Origin of the sequence: Micromonospora sp. CPCC 206060, assembly GCF_036906895.1 — a bacterium.
Taxonomy (GTDB): domain Bacteria; phylum Actinomycetota; class Actinomycetes; order Mycobacteriales; family Micromonosporaceae; genus Micromonospora.
Genome location: NZ_JBAKHU010000026.1, coordinates 1 through 14,127 on the forward strand (window position 1 = coordinate 1; position 14,127 = coordinate 14,127).

The 14,127-nt window shown below is 73.3% G+C and carries 14 protein-coding genes; 5 read left to right on the forward strand and 9 right to left on the reverse strand.

Annotated features, from left to right (window positions below):
* The first annotated feature begins 293 nt into the window (after window positions 1–293).
* Window positions 294–1,445: a hypothetical protein gene (locus V6U90_RS17580; RefSeq protein WP_334437634.1), complete on the forward strand. Its 1,152-nt coding sequence runs from the start codon at window positions 294–296 to the stop codon at window positions 1,443–1,445.
* Window positions 1,446–1,495: 50 nt separating this feature from the next.
* On the opposite strand, the gene dxs is transcribed toward V6U90_RS17580, so the two are convergent.
* A complete protein-coding gene (dxs, locus tag V6U90_RS17585; protein WP_334437350.1) occupies window positions 1,496–3,466 on the reverse strand; it encodes a 1-deoxy-D-xylulose-5-phosphate synthase in 1,971 nt (656 codons plus the stop codon).
* Between the two features lie 130 nt (window positions 3,467–3,596).
* On the opposite strand from dxs, the gene V6U90_RS17590 reads away from it, so the two are divergent.
* Entirely contained in the window at window positions 3,597–3,779 is a 183-nt protein-coding gene (locus V6U90_RS17590; protein ID WP_334437353.1) for a hypothetical protein, read from the forward strand.
* Window positions 3,780–3,789: 10 nt separating this feature from the next.
* Here the strand turns inward: V6U90_RS17590 and V6U90_RS17595 are convergent, their stop codons facing one another.
* The 3 genes from V6U90_RS17595 to V6U90_RS17605 are packed head-to-tail and all read right to left on the reverse strand — an operon-like array spanning window position 3,790 to window position 8,391.
* Complete coding sequence (locus V6U90_RS17595) at window positions 3,790–4,953, reverse strand: anhydro-N-acetylmuramic acid kinase (RefSeq protein WP_334437357.1); 1,164 nt, start codon at window positions 4,951–4,953, stop codon at window positions 3,790–3,792.
* Between the two features lie 49 nt (window positions 4,954–5,002).
* Window positions 5,003–6,229, reverse strand: coding sequence for a class I SAM-dependent RNA methyltransferase (locus tag V6U90_RS17600; RefSeq protein WP_334437360.1), 1,227 nt, complete (start codon window positions 6,227–6,229; stop codon window positions 5,003–5,005).
* Window positions 6,226–8,391: an APC family permease gene (locus tag V6U90_RS17605; protein WP_334437363.1), complete on the reverse strand. Its 2,166-nt coding sequence runs from the start codon at window positions 8,389–8,391 to the stop codon at window positions 6,226–6,228. Before V6U90_RS17605 ends, V6U90_RS17600 begins: the two co-directional genes overlap by 4 nt.
* Before the next feature lie 188 nt (window positions 8,392–8,579).
* Between V6U90_RS17605 and V6U90_RS17610 the strand changes: the two genes are divergently transcribed.
* Together V6U90_RS17610 and V6U90_RS17615 are read left to right on the forward strand one after the other, a co-directional pair.
* On the forward strand, window positions 8,580–9,245 hold the full coding sequence (locus V6U90_RS17610) for a potassium channel family protein (RefSeq protein WP_334437366.1): 666 nt from the start codon (window positions 8,580–8,582) through the stop codon (window positions 9,243–9,245).
* Window positions 9,242–9,937, forward strand: a complete 696-nt coding sequence (locus V6U90_RS17615; RefSeq protein WP_334437637.1) for a potassium channel family protein — start codon at window positions 9,242–9,244, stop codon at window positions 9,935–9,937. The genes V6U90_RS17610 and V6U90_RS17615 overlap by 4 nt, the downstream gene beginning before the upstream one ends.
* Window positions 9,938–9,963: 26 nt before the next feature.
* Here V6U90_RS17615 and V6U90_RS17620 read toward each other — a convergent pair whose 3' ends face one another.
* The 4 genes from V6U90_RS17620 to dut form a co-directional block, all read right to left on the reverse strand.
* Window positions 9,964–10,638: a DUF3159 domain-containing protein gene (locus V6U90_RS17620; RefSeq protein WP_334437368.1), complete on the reverse strand. Its 675-nt coding sequence runs from the start codon at window positions 10,636–10,638 to the stop codon at window positions 9,964–9,966.
* 41 nt (window positions 10,639–10,679) lie between these two features.
* Window positions 10,680–11,060 (reverse strand): OB-fold nucleic acid binding domain-containing protein, encoded by a 381-nt coding sequence (locus tag V6U90_RS17625; protein WP_334437370.1) that lies wholly within the window; start codon window positions 11,058–11,060, stop codon window positions 10,680–10,682.
* 179 nt (window positions 11,061–11,239) lie between these two features.
* On the reverse strand, window positions 11,240–11,911 hold the full coding sequence (locus V6U90_RS17630; protein WP_334437374.1) for a DUF3710 domain-containing protein: 672 nt from the start codon (window positions 11,909–11,911) through the stop codon (window positions 11,240–11,242).
* A gap of 25 nt (window positions 11,912–11,936) precedes the next feature.
* Window positions 11,937–12,434, reverse strand: a complete 498-nt coding sequence (gene dut / locus V6U90_RS17635; protein ID WP_334437376.1) for a dUTP diphosphatase — start codon at window positions 12,432–12,434, stop codon at window positions 11,937–11,939.
* An 85-nt stretch (window positions 12,435–12,519) separates the two neighbouring features.
* Between dut and V6U90_RS17640 the strand changes: the two genes are divergently transcribed.
* Window positions 12,520–13,011, forward strand: a complete 492-nt coding sequence (locus tag V6U90_RS17640; RefSeq protein WP_334437379.1) for a DUF3093 domain-containing protein — start codon at window positions 12,520–12,522, stop codon at window positions 13,009–13,011.
* Between the two features lie 70 nt (window positions 13,012–13,081).
* On the opposite strand, the gene V6U90_RS17645 is transcribed toward V6U90_RS17640, so the two are convergent.
* Window positions 13,082–14,032: a hypothetical protein gene (locus V6U90_RS17645; RefSeq protein WP_334437382.1), complete on the reverse strand. Its 951-nt coding sequence runs from the start codon at window positions 14,030–14,032 to the stop codon at window positions 13,082–13,084.
* Window positions 14,033–14,127 lie beyond the last annotated feature (95 nt).

Here is a 14,127-nt window from a genome sequence, read left to right on the forward strand (position 1 = left end):
CGATCCGACTTCTCCCCTATATCCGTGCGTCTGTCCTTTGTGGCGGTCACCCGGGCGCACAGCGCCGGCGCGGGCGGGGCCGGGCCGGCGCGGGCGGGGCCGGGCCGGCGCGGGCGGGGCCGGGCCGGCGGCCTAGGTGCCGCCTTTCACTCACTTCTGGTCTCGTACGATGTGGCTTCCGCAGAGCACCGAGGATCGGGGGCGCACCCGTGGGTTCAGCCCGTCGTCGTGACGGCAGCCGAGGGACGAGTCGCGGTGGCGGCCGGGGCGGCACCGGTCGCCGGGCCGGTGCGGTGCTGACCCTGACCCTGCTGGTGGCCGCGTGCGGGCCGGTCCCCGAGCGGCCGGCGACCCTGCCGGCCGGCTACGACACCCTCGACGGGTCGTTGCGGGTCTGGCCGGCCCGGGGTGGGCTGGCCGGCGACCCGGCCGTCACCGCCGCGATCACCGATGCGGTACGCGACTGGCGGTCCCCCGGCGACGACCAGGTGCACCTGCCCTCCTCCGGCATCCTCTGGGCCGGGCTGGTGGACGGGAGCCCGCTCGCGCTGGTCGCCGCCGACGTGCCCGGCGGGAGCGCATCCTGGCTGTTGCAGCTCACCGGGTCCGACGGCCGGTACACGGTCAGCCGGGCCGCCGAGTACACCGACCCCGGTTACCTGGTCTACGCGGACGTGCTGCCGGTGCAACTGGCTGACGGCCGGCGCTACCTGACCTCCGCCCGGGTGGATCGGCTGACCGGCCCGGACGGGGCCGCCCTGACCGGCACGGACGGCCTCACCGGCCCGGTGACCGTACCGGCCTGCGCCGCGGTACCGGTCACCGCGAGCCTGCGGGCCACCGAGTCGCTGCCCCAGGGCCGGCCCGCCCATCACCTGCTCGACCTGGGCACCGGCGTCCCGGCACCGCGCTATCCGCTGGTCGACGACGCCTCCGGGGCCGGCCGGGAGGCGCTGGCCGGGCTGGACACCTGCGCACTCGGTGCCGAGGAGGGGCCGTTCGGCAGCATCGTCCGGCGGGACGGTGAACGGGAGGTCCCGGAGGCGGCGCCCGATTCCTGGCCGATGGACTCGGTCACCCTGCGCCCGCTCGCTGAGCTGCCGGCCGGCGTCGGGACGGTGGGCGAGCTGCACGAGCTGAGCTGGCGCAGCGCGACCGGCACGATGACAGCGGTGGTGTACCGCGCCGCCACCGGCACACCGGTGGTGGTCTCCCCGGCCGACCGGGCCAACCAGCTCCAGGTGTACGAGGTGCCCGTGCCGGGTCGGCCGGTCGTCGTACTGACCTGGCGTCCCGGCCCGGACAGCGCCCTCGCGGTGCCGCCGGACCTGCCCCGACTGGTCGACCGGCCGGGGCTGGTGGTGGTGCCGGCGCCGGCGGACGACACGACGTTCAGCCTGGCCGAGCCGGATCGCACCCACCAGCGCTCGGTGGACGGCCGCTGAGGGCTCCGGTCGGTGGGGACCTGTCCGTCAGGTCCCCACCGACCGGATCGTCAGTTCTGCGAGGTGCGCTGCGGCATCCCGAGCCCGCCGGCCGGCAGCCGTACCGGCTCGATCGGTTCGGCGTCGAGCTGGGAGATCCAGCCGGTGACGTCCCGGGCCACGTCCTGCGCGGTCAGCCCGAGGTCGCCGAGGATCTGCGCGCGGGTGCCGTGCGGGTGCCAGTCGGCCGGCACCCCGAGGTCCCGCAGCGGGACCCGGATGTCGGCGTCCCGCATCGCCTGGGCGAGCGCCGAGCCGACCCCGCCCACCCGGACCCCGTCCTCGACGGTGACCACGAGCCGGTGCGCGGCAGCCAACTCGACCAGTTCGGCCGCGACCGGGCGGACCCAGCGCGGATCGACCACGGTGACGCCGTACCCCTGCTCGGCGACCCGGGTGGCGACCTCCACGCCGAGACCGGCGAAGGAGCCGACCGCGACCAGCAGCACGTCGTGGCGCGCCGACTCGGCGAGCACGTCGACGGTGCCGACCCGGCGGACCGCAGGCAAATCGGCGGCGACCGAACCGGTCGGGAAGCGCAGGATGGTGGGGCCGTCGTCGACGGCGATCGCCTCCCGCAGCTCCTCGCGGAGGGTGGCGGCGTCCCGGGGGGCGGCCAGCCGCAGGCCGGGCACCACGCCGAAGACCGACATGTCCCAGATGCCGTAGTGGCTCGGCCCGTCCGGGCCGGTGATCCCGGCCCGGTCCAGCACGAAGGTGACCGGCAGCTTGTGCATCGCCACGTCCAGCAGGACCTGGTCGAAGGCCCGGTTGAGGAAGGTCGCGTAGACCGCCACCACCGGGTGCAGGCCGCCGAGCGCCAGCCCGGCCGCCGAGGTGGCCGCGTGCTGCTCGGCGATGCCGACGTCGTACACCCGCTCCGGATACTTGCGGGCCAGCTTGGCGATGCCGGTCGGCTCGGCCATCGCGGCGGTGATCCCCACCACGTCCGGCCGTTCGTCGGCGATCGCGACCAGCTCGTCGGCGAAAACGTGCGTCCACTTCACCGACGGCGGGGCCAGCAGCTTGCCGGTCTCGGCGTCGAACGCGCTGCCCGGACCGTGCAGGCAGTCCGCCTCGTCCTCCTCGGCCGGGCGGTAGCCGTAACCCTTGCGGGTGACGGCGTGCACGATCACCGGACCGCCGAAGTTCTTCGCCGCCCGCAGTGCCGTCTCGACCGCGTCGACGTCGTGGCCGTCCACCGGACCGACGTACTTGATGCCGAGGTCCTCGAACATGGCCTGCGGGGCGACCACGTCCTTGATGCCCTTCTTGACCGCGTGCAGCACCTCGTACATCGGGCGGCCGACCAGCGGGGTGGAGCCGAGGGCGTCCTTGACCACGTCGAGGACCTTCTCGTAGCCCGGGTTGAGCCGCAGCGAGGAGAGGTGGTCGGCGAGACCGCCGATGGTCGGGGCGTACGACCGGCCGTTGTCGTTGACCACGATCACGAGGGGGTTGCCGGCGGTGGCGATGTTGTTCAGCGCCTCCCAGCACATGCCGCCGGTCAGGGCGCCGTCACCGACCACCGCCACCACGCTGCGCGGCTCGCCCCGCAGGGCGTACGCCTTGGCCATGCCGTCGGCGTAGGAGAGGGCGGTGGAGGCGTGCGAGTTCTCGATCAGGTCGTGCTCGCTCTCCGCCTGCGACGGGTACCCGGAGAGGCCGCCCCGCTGGCGGAGCTGGTCGAACCCGGCCTGCCGGCCGGTAACGATCTTGTGGACGTACGCCTGGTGGCCGGTGTCGAAGAGGAACTTGTCCCGCGGGGAGTCGAAGACCCGGTGCATGGCGAGGGTGAGCTCGACCACGCCGAGGTTGGGGCCGAGGTGGCCACCGGTCCGGGAGACCTTCGCGACCAGGAAGTCGCGGATCTCGGCCGCGAGTACGGTCAACTCCTCGACGGACATCCGCTTGACGTCCTGTGGACCGCGTACCTTGGCCAGTAACCGACCCTGGTTGGCCGAACCGTCGTCAACACTCATGACCGCAGAGTCTATCGGCCCCGGCCACAACCGCAGCCTGGGCCGAGATCACCCTCAGCCGTCCGGACGGCGTCGGTGGCGGCCCCCGGCTACCCTTGGTCGCTCATCCTCGTTCGATTGGCGGCGTGCGATGACCACCCCCGTCGCTCCCGGGCCGGGCACCGGCCGGTACGCCACCGGCCAGCTCCTGGCGCTGGTCCTGGTCGCCCTGCTGGCCCTCCCCCTGCTCCCGCTCCTGGCGCTCGTCGTGGCCTGGATCCGGCTGCGCGACCGCCGCCGGGAGGCGCCGGGGCGGTCCGTCGGCGATCCGTAGCAGCCAGCCGTCAGTCGGCGACCCGCAGTAGCCGGGGCGCCACCGGCGCCGGGTGTACCGGCGGCGGACCGGACGGGGTCCACGAGCCGAGCACCGCGCCGTACCGCGCGCCGGTCACCGAGGGCAGCGCACCGGGCAGACCGTGCCAGGACAACCAGCCGAGCAGGGCAAACGCGTACGCCTCCTTGGCCTGGGCGGGTACCCCCAGCTCGTCGGTGCCGCGCAGCCGCCACCGGCCGGCCGCCAGCTCGACCAGCCGGGCCCGCAGTACCGGGTTGCGCAGGCCGCCGCCACCGGCCACCACCTCGTCCACCCCGTGCCGGGCACAGGCGTCGGTGACGGTCCGGGCGGTCAGTTCGGTGAGGGTGGCGAGCACGTCGTCGGCGGGGATCCACTCCCCCAGACCAGCCAGCACGTCCGCCAGGTAGCCGGCGTGGAACAACTCCTTGCCGGTGGACTTGGGCGGCGGCGCGGCGTAGTACGGCTCGGCGAGCAGCCGCTCCAGCAGCGGGCCGTGCACCCGGCCGGCGGCGGCGTGCCGCCCGTCGACGTCGCAGGGCTGGCCGTGGAACCGCTCGGCAGCGGCGTCGATCAGCGCGTTCGCCGGGCCGATGTCGTACCCGACGACCGGCGCGTCCGGCGCGACCACGGTGAGGTTGGCGATGCCGCCGAGGTTCAGCGCCGCCCGGGGTGGTCCGGCGGGGCGGGCCAGCAGCAGCGCGTCGAACGCCGGGACCAGCGGGGCACCCTGCCCGCCCGCCGCGATGTCCGCCGAGCGCAGGTCGGACAGGACCGGTACGCCCACCCGGGCGGCCACCCAGGACGGGGCGCCGAGCTGGAGGGTGCCCCGGGCCCGGCCCTCCTCGACCCAGTGGAAGACCGTCTGCCCCGGCGAGACGACCAGGTCGGCCCGGCCGCCGGCCAGCTCCACGCCGACCGCCGCCGCCTCGGCGAAGAGCTGTCCCAACCGGTTGTCCAGCCGGCACACCGCCCCGATCGTGGTCGTCCCGGGCGGCAGCAGCCCTGCGATCTCCGCCCGCAGCTCCGCGTCGTACTCCAGGCTCGCCGACCCCAGCGTCCGTAGCCAGAGGGTCTCCCCCTCGGCGGTGAACTCCGCCGCCACCACGTCCACCGCGTCGTACGACGTCCCCGACATCAATCCCACAACCCGCATGTAAGGAAGGGCCCCTTCTTAACGCGACTGGTAGAGGAAGGGCCCCCGCTTAACGCCTGGCATCGGGGACCAGCAGACCGACCAGCTCCACGTGCTGGGTCATCGGGAACAGGTCGAAGCCGCGCAGCTCGGCCAGGCGCCAACCCGCACCGGTGAAGGTGCGTACGTCCCGGGCGAAGGCGGCCGGGTCGCAGGCGACGTACGCGACGGCACGCGGTCCGGCGGCCACCACCGACCGGACCACCGGGGTACCCGCGCCGGTCCGGGGCGGGTCGAGCACCACCAGGTCGACCGGTCCGGTGATCCGCCGCCGGGCCAGCGCGGTCTCCACCCGGGCGGCCACGATCTCGATCTGCGGCAGGTCGGTCAGGTTGTCCCGGGCGGCGGCCACGCCCTGGGCCGCCGCCTCGACCAGGGTGACCCGACCGGACCGGCCGACCCGCTCGGCGAGCGCGGCGGCGAACAGTCCCGCCCCGCCGTACAGGTCCCAGGCCGACTCACCGGGCTGCGGGGCGAGCTGCGCCAGTACGGCCGCCACCAGGGTGTCCGCCGCTGCCGGGTGGACCTGCCAGAACGCGTCGGTGGGCAGTCGCCACTCGCGTCCGGCGGCCACCTCGCGGACCACCGGCGGACCGCTGACCGGGGTGGTGGTCCCGTCGGCGACCGTGGCCACGGTGACGTCCCCGCCGGTCGAGGCGACCGTGGCGACCACCTCGGCGTCCGACCAGCGGGCTCCGCTGTCGGCGAGGACCGGCAGGTCCCGGATCGCCGGGTGGGCAATCAGGCAGCGGTCCACCGGCACCACCTCGTGCGAGCGGTGCTTGAGCAGCCCGGCCCGGTCGGCCGCGTCCACCGCGTACCGCACCCGGGAGCGCCAGCCCAGCGGGCCGCCGGGGAGCGCCTCGACCCGCACGTCGAGCCGGTCCAGTTCGGCCGGGGTGAAGCCGGCCAACCGGGTCAACTGCTCCACCACCACCGACGTCTTCCAGTCCAGCTGGGCGGCCGGCGCGACGTGTTGCAGGTCACATCCACCGCACCGGCCCGGTCGGGCGTACGGGCAGGGCGGCTCGACCCGCTCGGCGGCGGGGTCGAGGACGGTGACCGCGTCGGCCCGCAGGAAGCCGCGGTGCACCTCGGTGATCTCGGCGACCACCCGCTCCCCCGGCAGGGCGTGCCGGACGAAGACCACCTGACCGTCCAACCGGGCGACACAGTGCCCGCCGGGCGCCACCGCACCGACGGTCAGCTCCACCCGCTCCGCTTCCCCGGGGCTCACCGGTCACCGCCCGACGGCCGGTCGGCCGGACCACCCGACGCGGCCGGACCGGACCGGCCACCCGGACCACCCGACGACGCCGGCCCGGCCGGGCCGCCCGACGGCCGGTCGGCCGGGGTGGGGACAGCGGATTCCGGCGCCACCGGTACGGCCGGCGGCAGGGTGCTGCGCGGGGCGACCCGGGGACCACGCGCCGGTCCCCGGCTGAGTGTGGCGTCGTACCGGGCGAGATCCTTGCCCTTGGTCGAGGCGAGCTGCCACGGCACGCTGGTCACCATCACTCCCGGTTCGAAGAGCAGGCGCCCCTTGAGGCGCAACGCGCTCTGGTTGTGCAACAGGTTCTCCCACCAGCGGCCCACGACGTACTCGGGGATGAAGACGGTGACCACGTCGCGGGGCGACTCCCGGCGGGCCGAGGCGACGAAGTCCAGGATGGGACGGGTGATCTCGCGGTACGGCGAGTCGATCACGGTCAACGGGACCGGTACGTCGCGTCGTTCCCACTCGGCCTGGAGGTTCCGGGTGTCCTTCTCGTCGACGTTGACGGTGACCGCGGTCAGCGTGTCCGGCCGGGTCGCCTGGGCGTAGGCGACCGCCCGCAAGGTCGGCTGGTGGACCTTGCTGACCAGCACGATCGCGTGGTTGCGGGCCGGCAGCACCGGACGGCCGTCGTCGGCCGGGGTCAGCTCGGTGGCGACCCGGTCGTAGTGCCGCCGGATGGCCAGCATCAGCGCGTAGATCACCGCCATCGCCGCGATCGCGATCCACGCGCCGAGCAGGAACTTCGTCACCAGCACGATGACCAGCACCAGCCCGGTCATCCCCATGCCGAAGCTGTTGATGGCCCGGGACCGGATCATCCGCCGCCGGGCCTCCGGGTCCCGCTCGGTGCGCAGCAGCCGGTTCCAGTGCCGGATCATCCCGGCCTGGGACAGGGTGAACGAGACGAACACCCCGACGATGTAGAGCTGGATCAGCTTGGTCACCTCGGCCTGGAACCCGATGATCAGCACGATCGCGAAAACGGCGAGGAACACGATCCCGTTGGAGAACGCGAGCCGGTCGCCCCGGGTGTGCAGCTGCCGGGGCAGGAACCGGTCCTGGGCGAGGATCGAGCCGAGCACCGGGAAGCCGTTGAACGCGGTGTTGGCGGCCAGGAAGAGGATCAGGGCGGTCATCCCGGCGACCACGTAGAGCAGCATCGACCCGGACCCGAAGATGGTCTCGCCGAGCTGGGTGGTGACGGTCTTCTGCACGTACCCGTCGGGGCCGGAGACGATCTGGAGACCCGGGTCCTCGACGAACTGGAGACCGGTCAGGCGGGCCAGCCAGATGATGCCGACCAGCATGGTGATCGCGGTGACGCCGAGCAGCAGCAGGGTGGTGGCCGCGTTGCGGCTCTTCGGTGTCTTGAACGCCGGTACCCCGTTGGAGATCGCCTCCACGCCGGTGAGCGCCGCGCAGCCGGAGGAGAAGGTGCGCAGCAGCAGGAAGACCAGGGCGAACCCGGTGACGCTGTGCTCGGCCTGGATCACCAGGTCGGCGCTGGGGGCGCGCAGGTCGTGGCCGAGGACGAAGACCCGGATCAGGCCGGTGAGGATCATCCCGACCATGACGATGATGAAGCCGTAGGTGGGGATCGCGAAGGCGGTACCGGACTCGCGCAGGCCGCGCAGGTTCATCGCGGTCAGCACTACCACGGCGGTGACCGCGATGAGCACCTTGTGGGCGGCCACGAAGGGGATGACCGAGCCGAGGTTGGCCACCCCGGAGGAGACCGACACCGCCACGGTGAGCACATAGTCGACCAGCAGTGCGCTGGCCACCCCCACCCCGAACCGGGGGCCGAGGTTGACCGTGGCCACCTCGTAGTCACCACCGCCGGAAGGGTAGGCGTGCACGTTCTGCCGGTAGCTGGCGACCACGGTGAGCATGACCACCACGACCGCGAGGCCGATCCACGGGGAGAAGAGGTACGCCGACGCTCCCGCGATCGACAGGGTCAGCAGGATCTCGTCCGGCGCGTACGCCACGCTGGACAACGCGTCGGAGGCGAAGACGGGCAGCGCGATGCGCTTCGGCAGCAGGGTGTGCTGAAGCCGGTCGGACCGGAAGGGTCGGCCGACGAGCAGGCGTTTCAGCAACGAGGTGGGTCTGGCCACAACCGCTAAGGGTACGACCAGTGCGGGCTGGGCACCGGGGGGTGGCTGATCGAGGCCACATTGACGGCGGAGTACCGTCGGGCGGCGCCGACTCGGCCCGCCGTGGCACGCTGAGCACCGGTGGGCCACCATGGCACGCTGGGCGTCGCAGGCACCGGCCGGCGCCACGCGCGATTGCGGGAGGGACCGTGCACGTCGTGATCATGGGGTGCGGACGGGTGGGTTCGACCCTCGCGCACAGCCTGGAGGCGCGCGGCCACTCGGTCGCCGTGATCGACCAGGACGCCGACGCGTTCCGCCGGCTCGGCCCCGACTTCGCGGGGATCACGGTCACCGGTGCCGGCTTCGACCGGGATGTGCTGCGCCAGGCCGGTATCGAGCGGGCCGACGCGTTCGCCGCCGTCTCCAGCGGTGACAACTCCAACATCATCTCGGCCCGGCTGGCCCGCGAGACGTTCGGTGTCTCCCGGGTCGCGGCCCGGATCTACGACCAGCGACGGGCCCAGGTCTACGAACGGCTCGGTATCCCGACCGTGGCCACCGTGCGGTGGACCGCCGACCGGATGGTCCGGCATCTGGTACCCGAGGGGAACGTGGAGATCTTCCGGGATCCCACCAGCACCGTGTCGATCATCGAGGTGCCGGTGCACAAGGACTGGATCGGCCGGCCGCTGCGGCTGCTGGAGGAGTCGACCGGCGCGCGCTCGGCGTACCTGCTGCGGTTCGGTATCGGCACGCTGCCCACCGTCTCCACCGTCATCCAGGAAGGGGACCAGCTGTTCATGCTGGTCACGGACGACGTGGCGAGAATGGTCACGTCGGTGGCGGGAGCGCCGCCGGAGAGGGGGCACTGACCGTGCGGATCGCCATCGCCGGGGCCGGCAACGTCGGCCGGTCGATCGCCCAGGAGCTGATCGACAACGGCCATCAGGTGATGCTCATCGAGCGGCAGCCCAAGATGCTCCGGCCGGACCGGGTACCGGCCGCCGACTGGGTACTCGCCGACGCGTGCGAACTGGCCAGCCTGGAGGAGGCCAACCTCGCCGGCTGTGACGTGGTGGTCGCCGCCACCGGGGACGACAAGGTCAACCTGGTGGTGTCGTTGCTGGCCAAGACGGAGTTCGCGGTCCCCCGGGTGGTGGCCCGGGTGAACCGGGCGGAGAACGAGTGGCTCTTCACCGAACAGTGGGGCGTGGACGTGTCGGTGAGCAAGCCGCGCGTGATGGCCGCCCTGGTCGAGGAGGCGGTCACCGTCGGCGACCTGGTCCGGTTGATGACCTTCCGGCAGGGCGAGGCGAACCTGGTCGAGATCACCCTGCCGCCGACCGCGCCCTACGTCGGCCATCCGGTCCGTTCGGTGCCGCTGCCCCGGGATTCCGCCCTGGTGGCCATCCTGCGCGGCAAGCGGGTCCTGGTGCCCACCCCGGACGACCCGCTGGAGGCGGGCGATGAGCTGATCTTCGTCTGTGTCGCCGAGGTGGAGGATTCTGTCCGGGCGGTGGTCCTCGGCCCGGACAGCGTCGAGCGGACCCGCAACGCGGGCTGACCGGCCCGGCGGCGTCCGCCCCGTGCTCAGCCGGGCAGGGCCGCCATCGAGCGGGTCACCCGGCGTACCGTCCAGACGGTGATCGCCAGCAGCAGCGCGTACGGCGGGTAGCCCAGCACCAGTCGGGCCACACCCAGCGCGGTGTCCTTGTCGGCGAGGTACAGCGCCGCCTGCACGCCCACCTTGGCCAGCCAGACCACGCCCCAGAGCACGGTCAGCCAGGTGAAGGTGCGGACCAGCCGGGGCTCCTGCCGCCACTCGGAGCGGCCACCGGCCACGATCACCGACCAGATCCAGCCGACCAGTGGCTGCCGGATCGCCGCCGACGCGAGCAGAGCCAGGCCGTAGACGATGCCGTAGAGGATGCCGGGAAGGTAGAAGTCCTTCTCGTCGCCGGTGCGCCAGGCGATCGCGGCGCCGATGCCGATGCCGAACAGCCCGTTGACCGCGTGCCGTACCGGCCGGCGCTGGGCCAGCCGGACCACCGCGATGGCCACCGCGACGGAGACCGAGGCGATCACCGCTGGGCGCAGGTCGGTGAGGATGTTGGCCACCACGAAGATGACCACGGGAATGCTGGACTCGACCAGTCCACGCCAGCCACCGAGCTGGTCGGCCATCTGTTCGGCCAGGCTGGGCAGCCCTTCCTCGCCCGCCGGATCACTCTCCGGCTGCGCCGTCCGATGCTGTCCAGTCGTCATCTGCGTGTCTTCCGTTCGGGGCGGAGACCCGCCCGGTCCGGTCACCGGGGCGGCTCAAGCTCGTAGTACGGGTTGTAGATGACTTTACGGTCATCGCGTACCGCAACGCGACCACGCGCGATGAGTTGCCGACCCGGTTCGATACCGGCGATGTGCCGGCGACCGAGCCAGACCAGGGTCACCACGTCGCTGCCGTCGTAAAGATCGGCCTCCAACGTCGGCAGGTTGGTCCTGGGGGTGTACACGACGGTACGCAGCCGGCCGGAGACCGACACCAGTTGCCCGCGCTGGCACTGCCGGGCGGGCATCCCGCCGGCCTCGGCGCTCTCCCGGCGCAGCTCCTGCGCCTCGATCTCGGCCTCGGTCGCGGTCAGCCGGCGCAGGATACGGCGCAGCGACACCCGAGCCTCGTCGGTCGACATGGCCTCCGCGTCACCCTTCCTGGGCGGCGTCCGCCGGGCACCGGCCCGACTCCGGCCCCACGTGGGCCGTACCGACCAGCGTACGCCGACGTGGGCACCGGTCACGACCGGCCGTCCCGTCGGTGGTCGCGGCGGCACCACCGGGGTGGGCTCCGCCGCGACCACACGGACGCGGACGCTCAGACCTCGGACGGCTCCTCGGCCGGCTCGCCGCCGTTCTGCTGGGCGGCCTGATCGGCGACCTCGCGCGGCAGGCGCAGTGGCAGCGGCTCCCGCACCGGCTTCGCCTCCTGCCCCCGGTCGACCACCAGCCCGTGCAGACACTCGGCCAGTGGCCCGGCAGCGGCCGGGTCGGTGGCGGCCGCACCCTGGTAGACGCCCCGGACCATCCAGCGCGGCCCGTCCACGCCGACGAACCGCAGGTCGGTCAGGCCGTCCGGGGTCCGTACCCGGGCCCGCAGCTCGACGCCGTACTCACCGTCGGTTTCCTGGGCGGCGGCCCCGTCGTTGAACAGCGACTGCCGGATCTCCTCGCGTACCTCGTCCCAGATCCCGTCGGTACGCGGCGCGGCGAAGACGCCCAACTGCAGGGCGCTGTCCCCGTACACCAGCACGACCTGTTGGATCACGCCCTCCGGGTCGGCCTGCACCCGCACCTCGACGTCCGGGACCGCGGGGATCCGCAGGCTGCCCAGATCGAGCAGCTGCACCCCGGACGGCGCCTCCGCAGCGTCGTACGGACCCTTCCGCGGGGTCTGCTCGGCGTCGGACCGGTCACGGGTCGTCGACCCGTCCGCCCGCCCGTCACCGGCCTGCCGCCGGGAGTCGCCCTTCTTCCGGGAGAAGATCACTGTGCCCGCCTTCCGATGCTCGCACTCACTCTGTCACCTCTGGCGCCGGCTCGCCGGCCCGTGCCGGTACCAGGCTGGCATGGCCGCCGGTCGATCCGTGCCCGCCGGTCCCCCGGGGGGAGTCGGGCAGTTCGTCGACGAAACGGAACTCGGCCCGCTCCACCCGCTGCACAACGAGCTGAGCGATCCGGTCGCCACGGGAGATCTTCGCCGGGCTGACCGGATCATGGTTGATCAGGTTGATCAGAATCTCGCCCCGGTAGCCGGCGTCGACCGTACCGGGCGCGTTGAGCACCGTCACACCCAACCTCGCCGCCAGTCCCGACCGGGGATGGACCAGGCCGACGTGGCCCGGCGGCAGGGCGATCGCCACGCCGGTGGGGACCAGCGCACGGCCGCCCGGAGGCAGTTCCACGTCGCAGGCCGCGACGAGATCGGCGCCGGCGTCCCCGGGATGGGCGTACGCGGGTGGCGGCAGATCGGGTACGAGTCGGCGCACGGACACGGGTACGGCTTCGGTCACGGTTCTCCCTGCTTCCGTCGGGGGGTGCGGATGTCCCTGCCATCCTGCCCGGTGACCCGCCCGCCGTGCGCCGTACCCTCGTTCTGTGACCTCGTCGCGATCCTCGGCAACCGTCCCGACGGCCCCTGACCACCGCGAACGGCTCAGCCTGCCCTGGTGGCTGTGGCTGGCCGGCCTCGCCGCCGCCGGGATCCTGGCGGCGGAGATCTGGATGGGCGCCGACGGGATCCGGGCCTGGCTACCCTTCGCGGTGGTGCTGCCGGTCGCGGTGGCCGCCCTGTGGTGGCTGGGCCGGATCGAGGTGGCGGTACGCGACGGCGAACTCTGGGTGGACGACGCCCACCTGCCGCTGCGGTACGTCGCCGACGTGATCCCGCTGGACGCCGCCGGCCGGCGCGAGGTGCTCGGCCCGGGGGCCGACCCGCTCGCCTTCGTCGTGCAACGTCCCTGGCTGCCCGGCGCGGTGCAGGTACTCCTCGACGATCCGGCCGACCCGACCCCGTTCTGGGTGGTGAGCAGCCGCAACCCGGTACGCCTCGCCGAGGCGGTGCTGGCCGCCCGGGCCGCCCGGCAGTGACCCGCCTCAGGACCGCCCGCATCCGGCAGTGACCCGGGTCAGCACCGCCCGCGCCCGGCAGTGACCCGGTTCAGGGGCCGATCCGGGGCGGCGCCTCGATCGCGGCCCGTGGCTTCTTCCGCAGGTCCTCCCGGAGCTGGTCGCCCAGCCCACGGGTGGCCCGGCGGTTGAGGTAGCTGGCCACGGCGGCACCGGTGAGGAACGGTCCGAGGGTGGTCAGGTTGCGCCCGAACCGCTTGAGCAGGCTGTCCCGCAGTTCCCGGCGGGCGGCGGTACCGAGCACCGCGCCGACGCCGACGCCCGGCATCATCGGGTTGATCCCGCGCTGGCTCGCCCAGGAGTGGATCAGCGCGACGGTCCGCGCGGTGGCGCCGGTGGGCAGCGCCACCCGGTACACCTCGTGCAGTTCCCCGATCAGCTTCAACTCGATGGCGACCACGGCAACGGTCTCCGCCGCGAGCAGCACCGGCGCGGAGAGCAGGGTCGGGGTGACCGCCCACTCGACGGTGGCCACTCCCCCACCGGCCGCACCGACCCCGGCGGTGGCCCGGGCGGCGTTACGGACGAGCCGCTCGGCGAGCGCCTCGTCGTCGAGGCCGGGGAAGTGGCGGTGCAGGGTGGCCCGGTCCCGGATCGGGATGTGCGGGGCGATGTCGCTCACCGCGTCGGTCATCCAGCGGATCGCGGCTTTCGGCTTGAACAGGTCACCGAGCCCCCGGGCGCGGGACGCGGCGACGACCCGGCCGAACAGGCGACGCCGCTGGGCCGGCGCGATGTCGTCGGCGGTCAGCGCCGCCACGCTGCTGCCGAAGTCGTCCGCGTCGGCGGTACCGGACGGTGTGCCGCCCGCACCGGACGGTGAACGGCCGGCCGCGCCGCCCGCACCGGCAGCGTCGGACCGGGTGCTACCGGCCGGGCGGTCGGAACCGATGGTCCCGCCACCGGACGCGGGCAGGGCCGCGTCCCCGGCCGTCGGTCGGGCGGAGGTCGACGCCTCCGCCGTGGAGTCCGGTTCACTCATGGTCTGACCTCCACCGGCGTCGAACGGGCACGTCGAACTGTCAATCCGAGTCAAACAGCTCGTTGCCACGCCCGCACGACAAGCCGGCCGCGGCG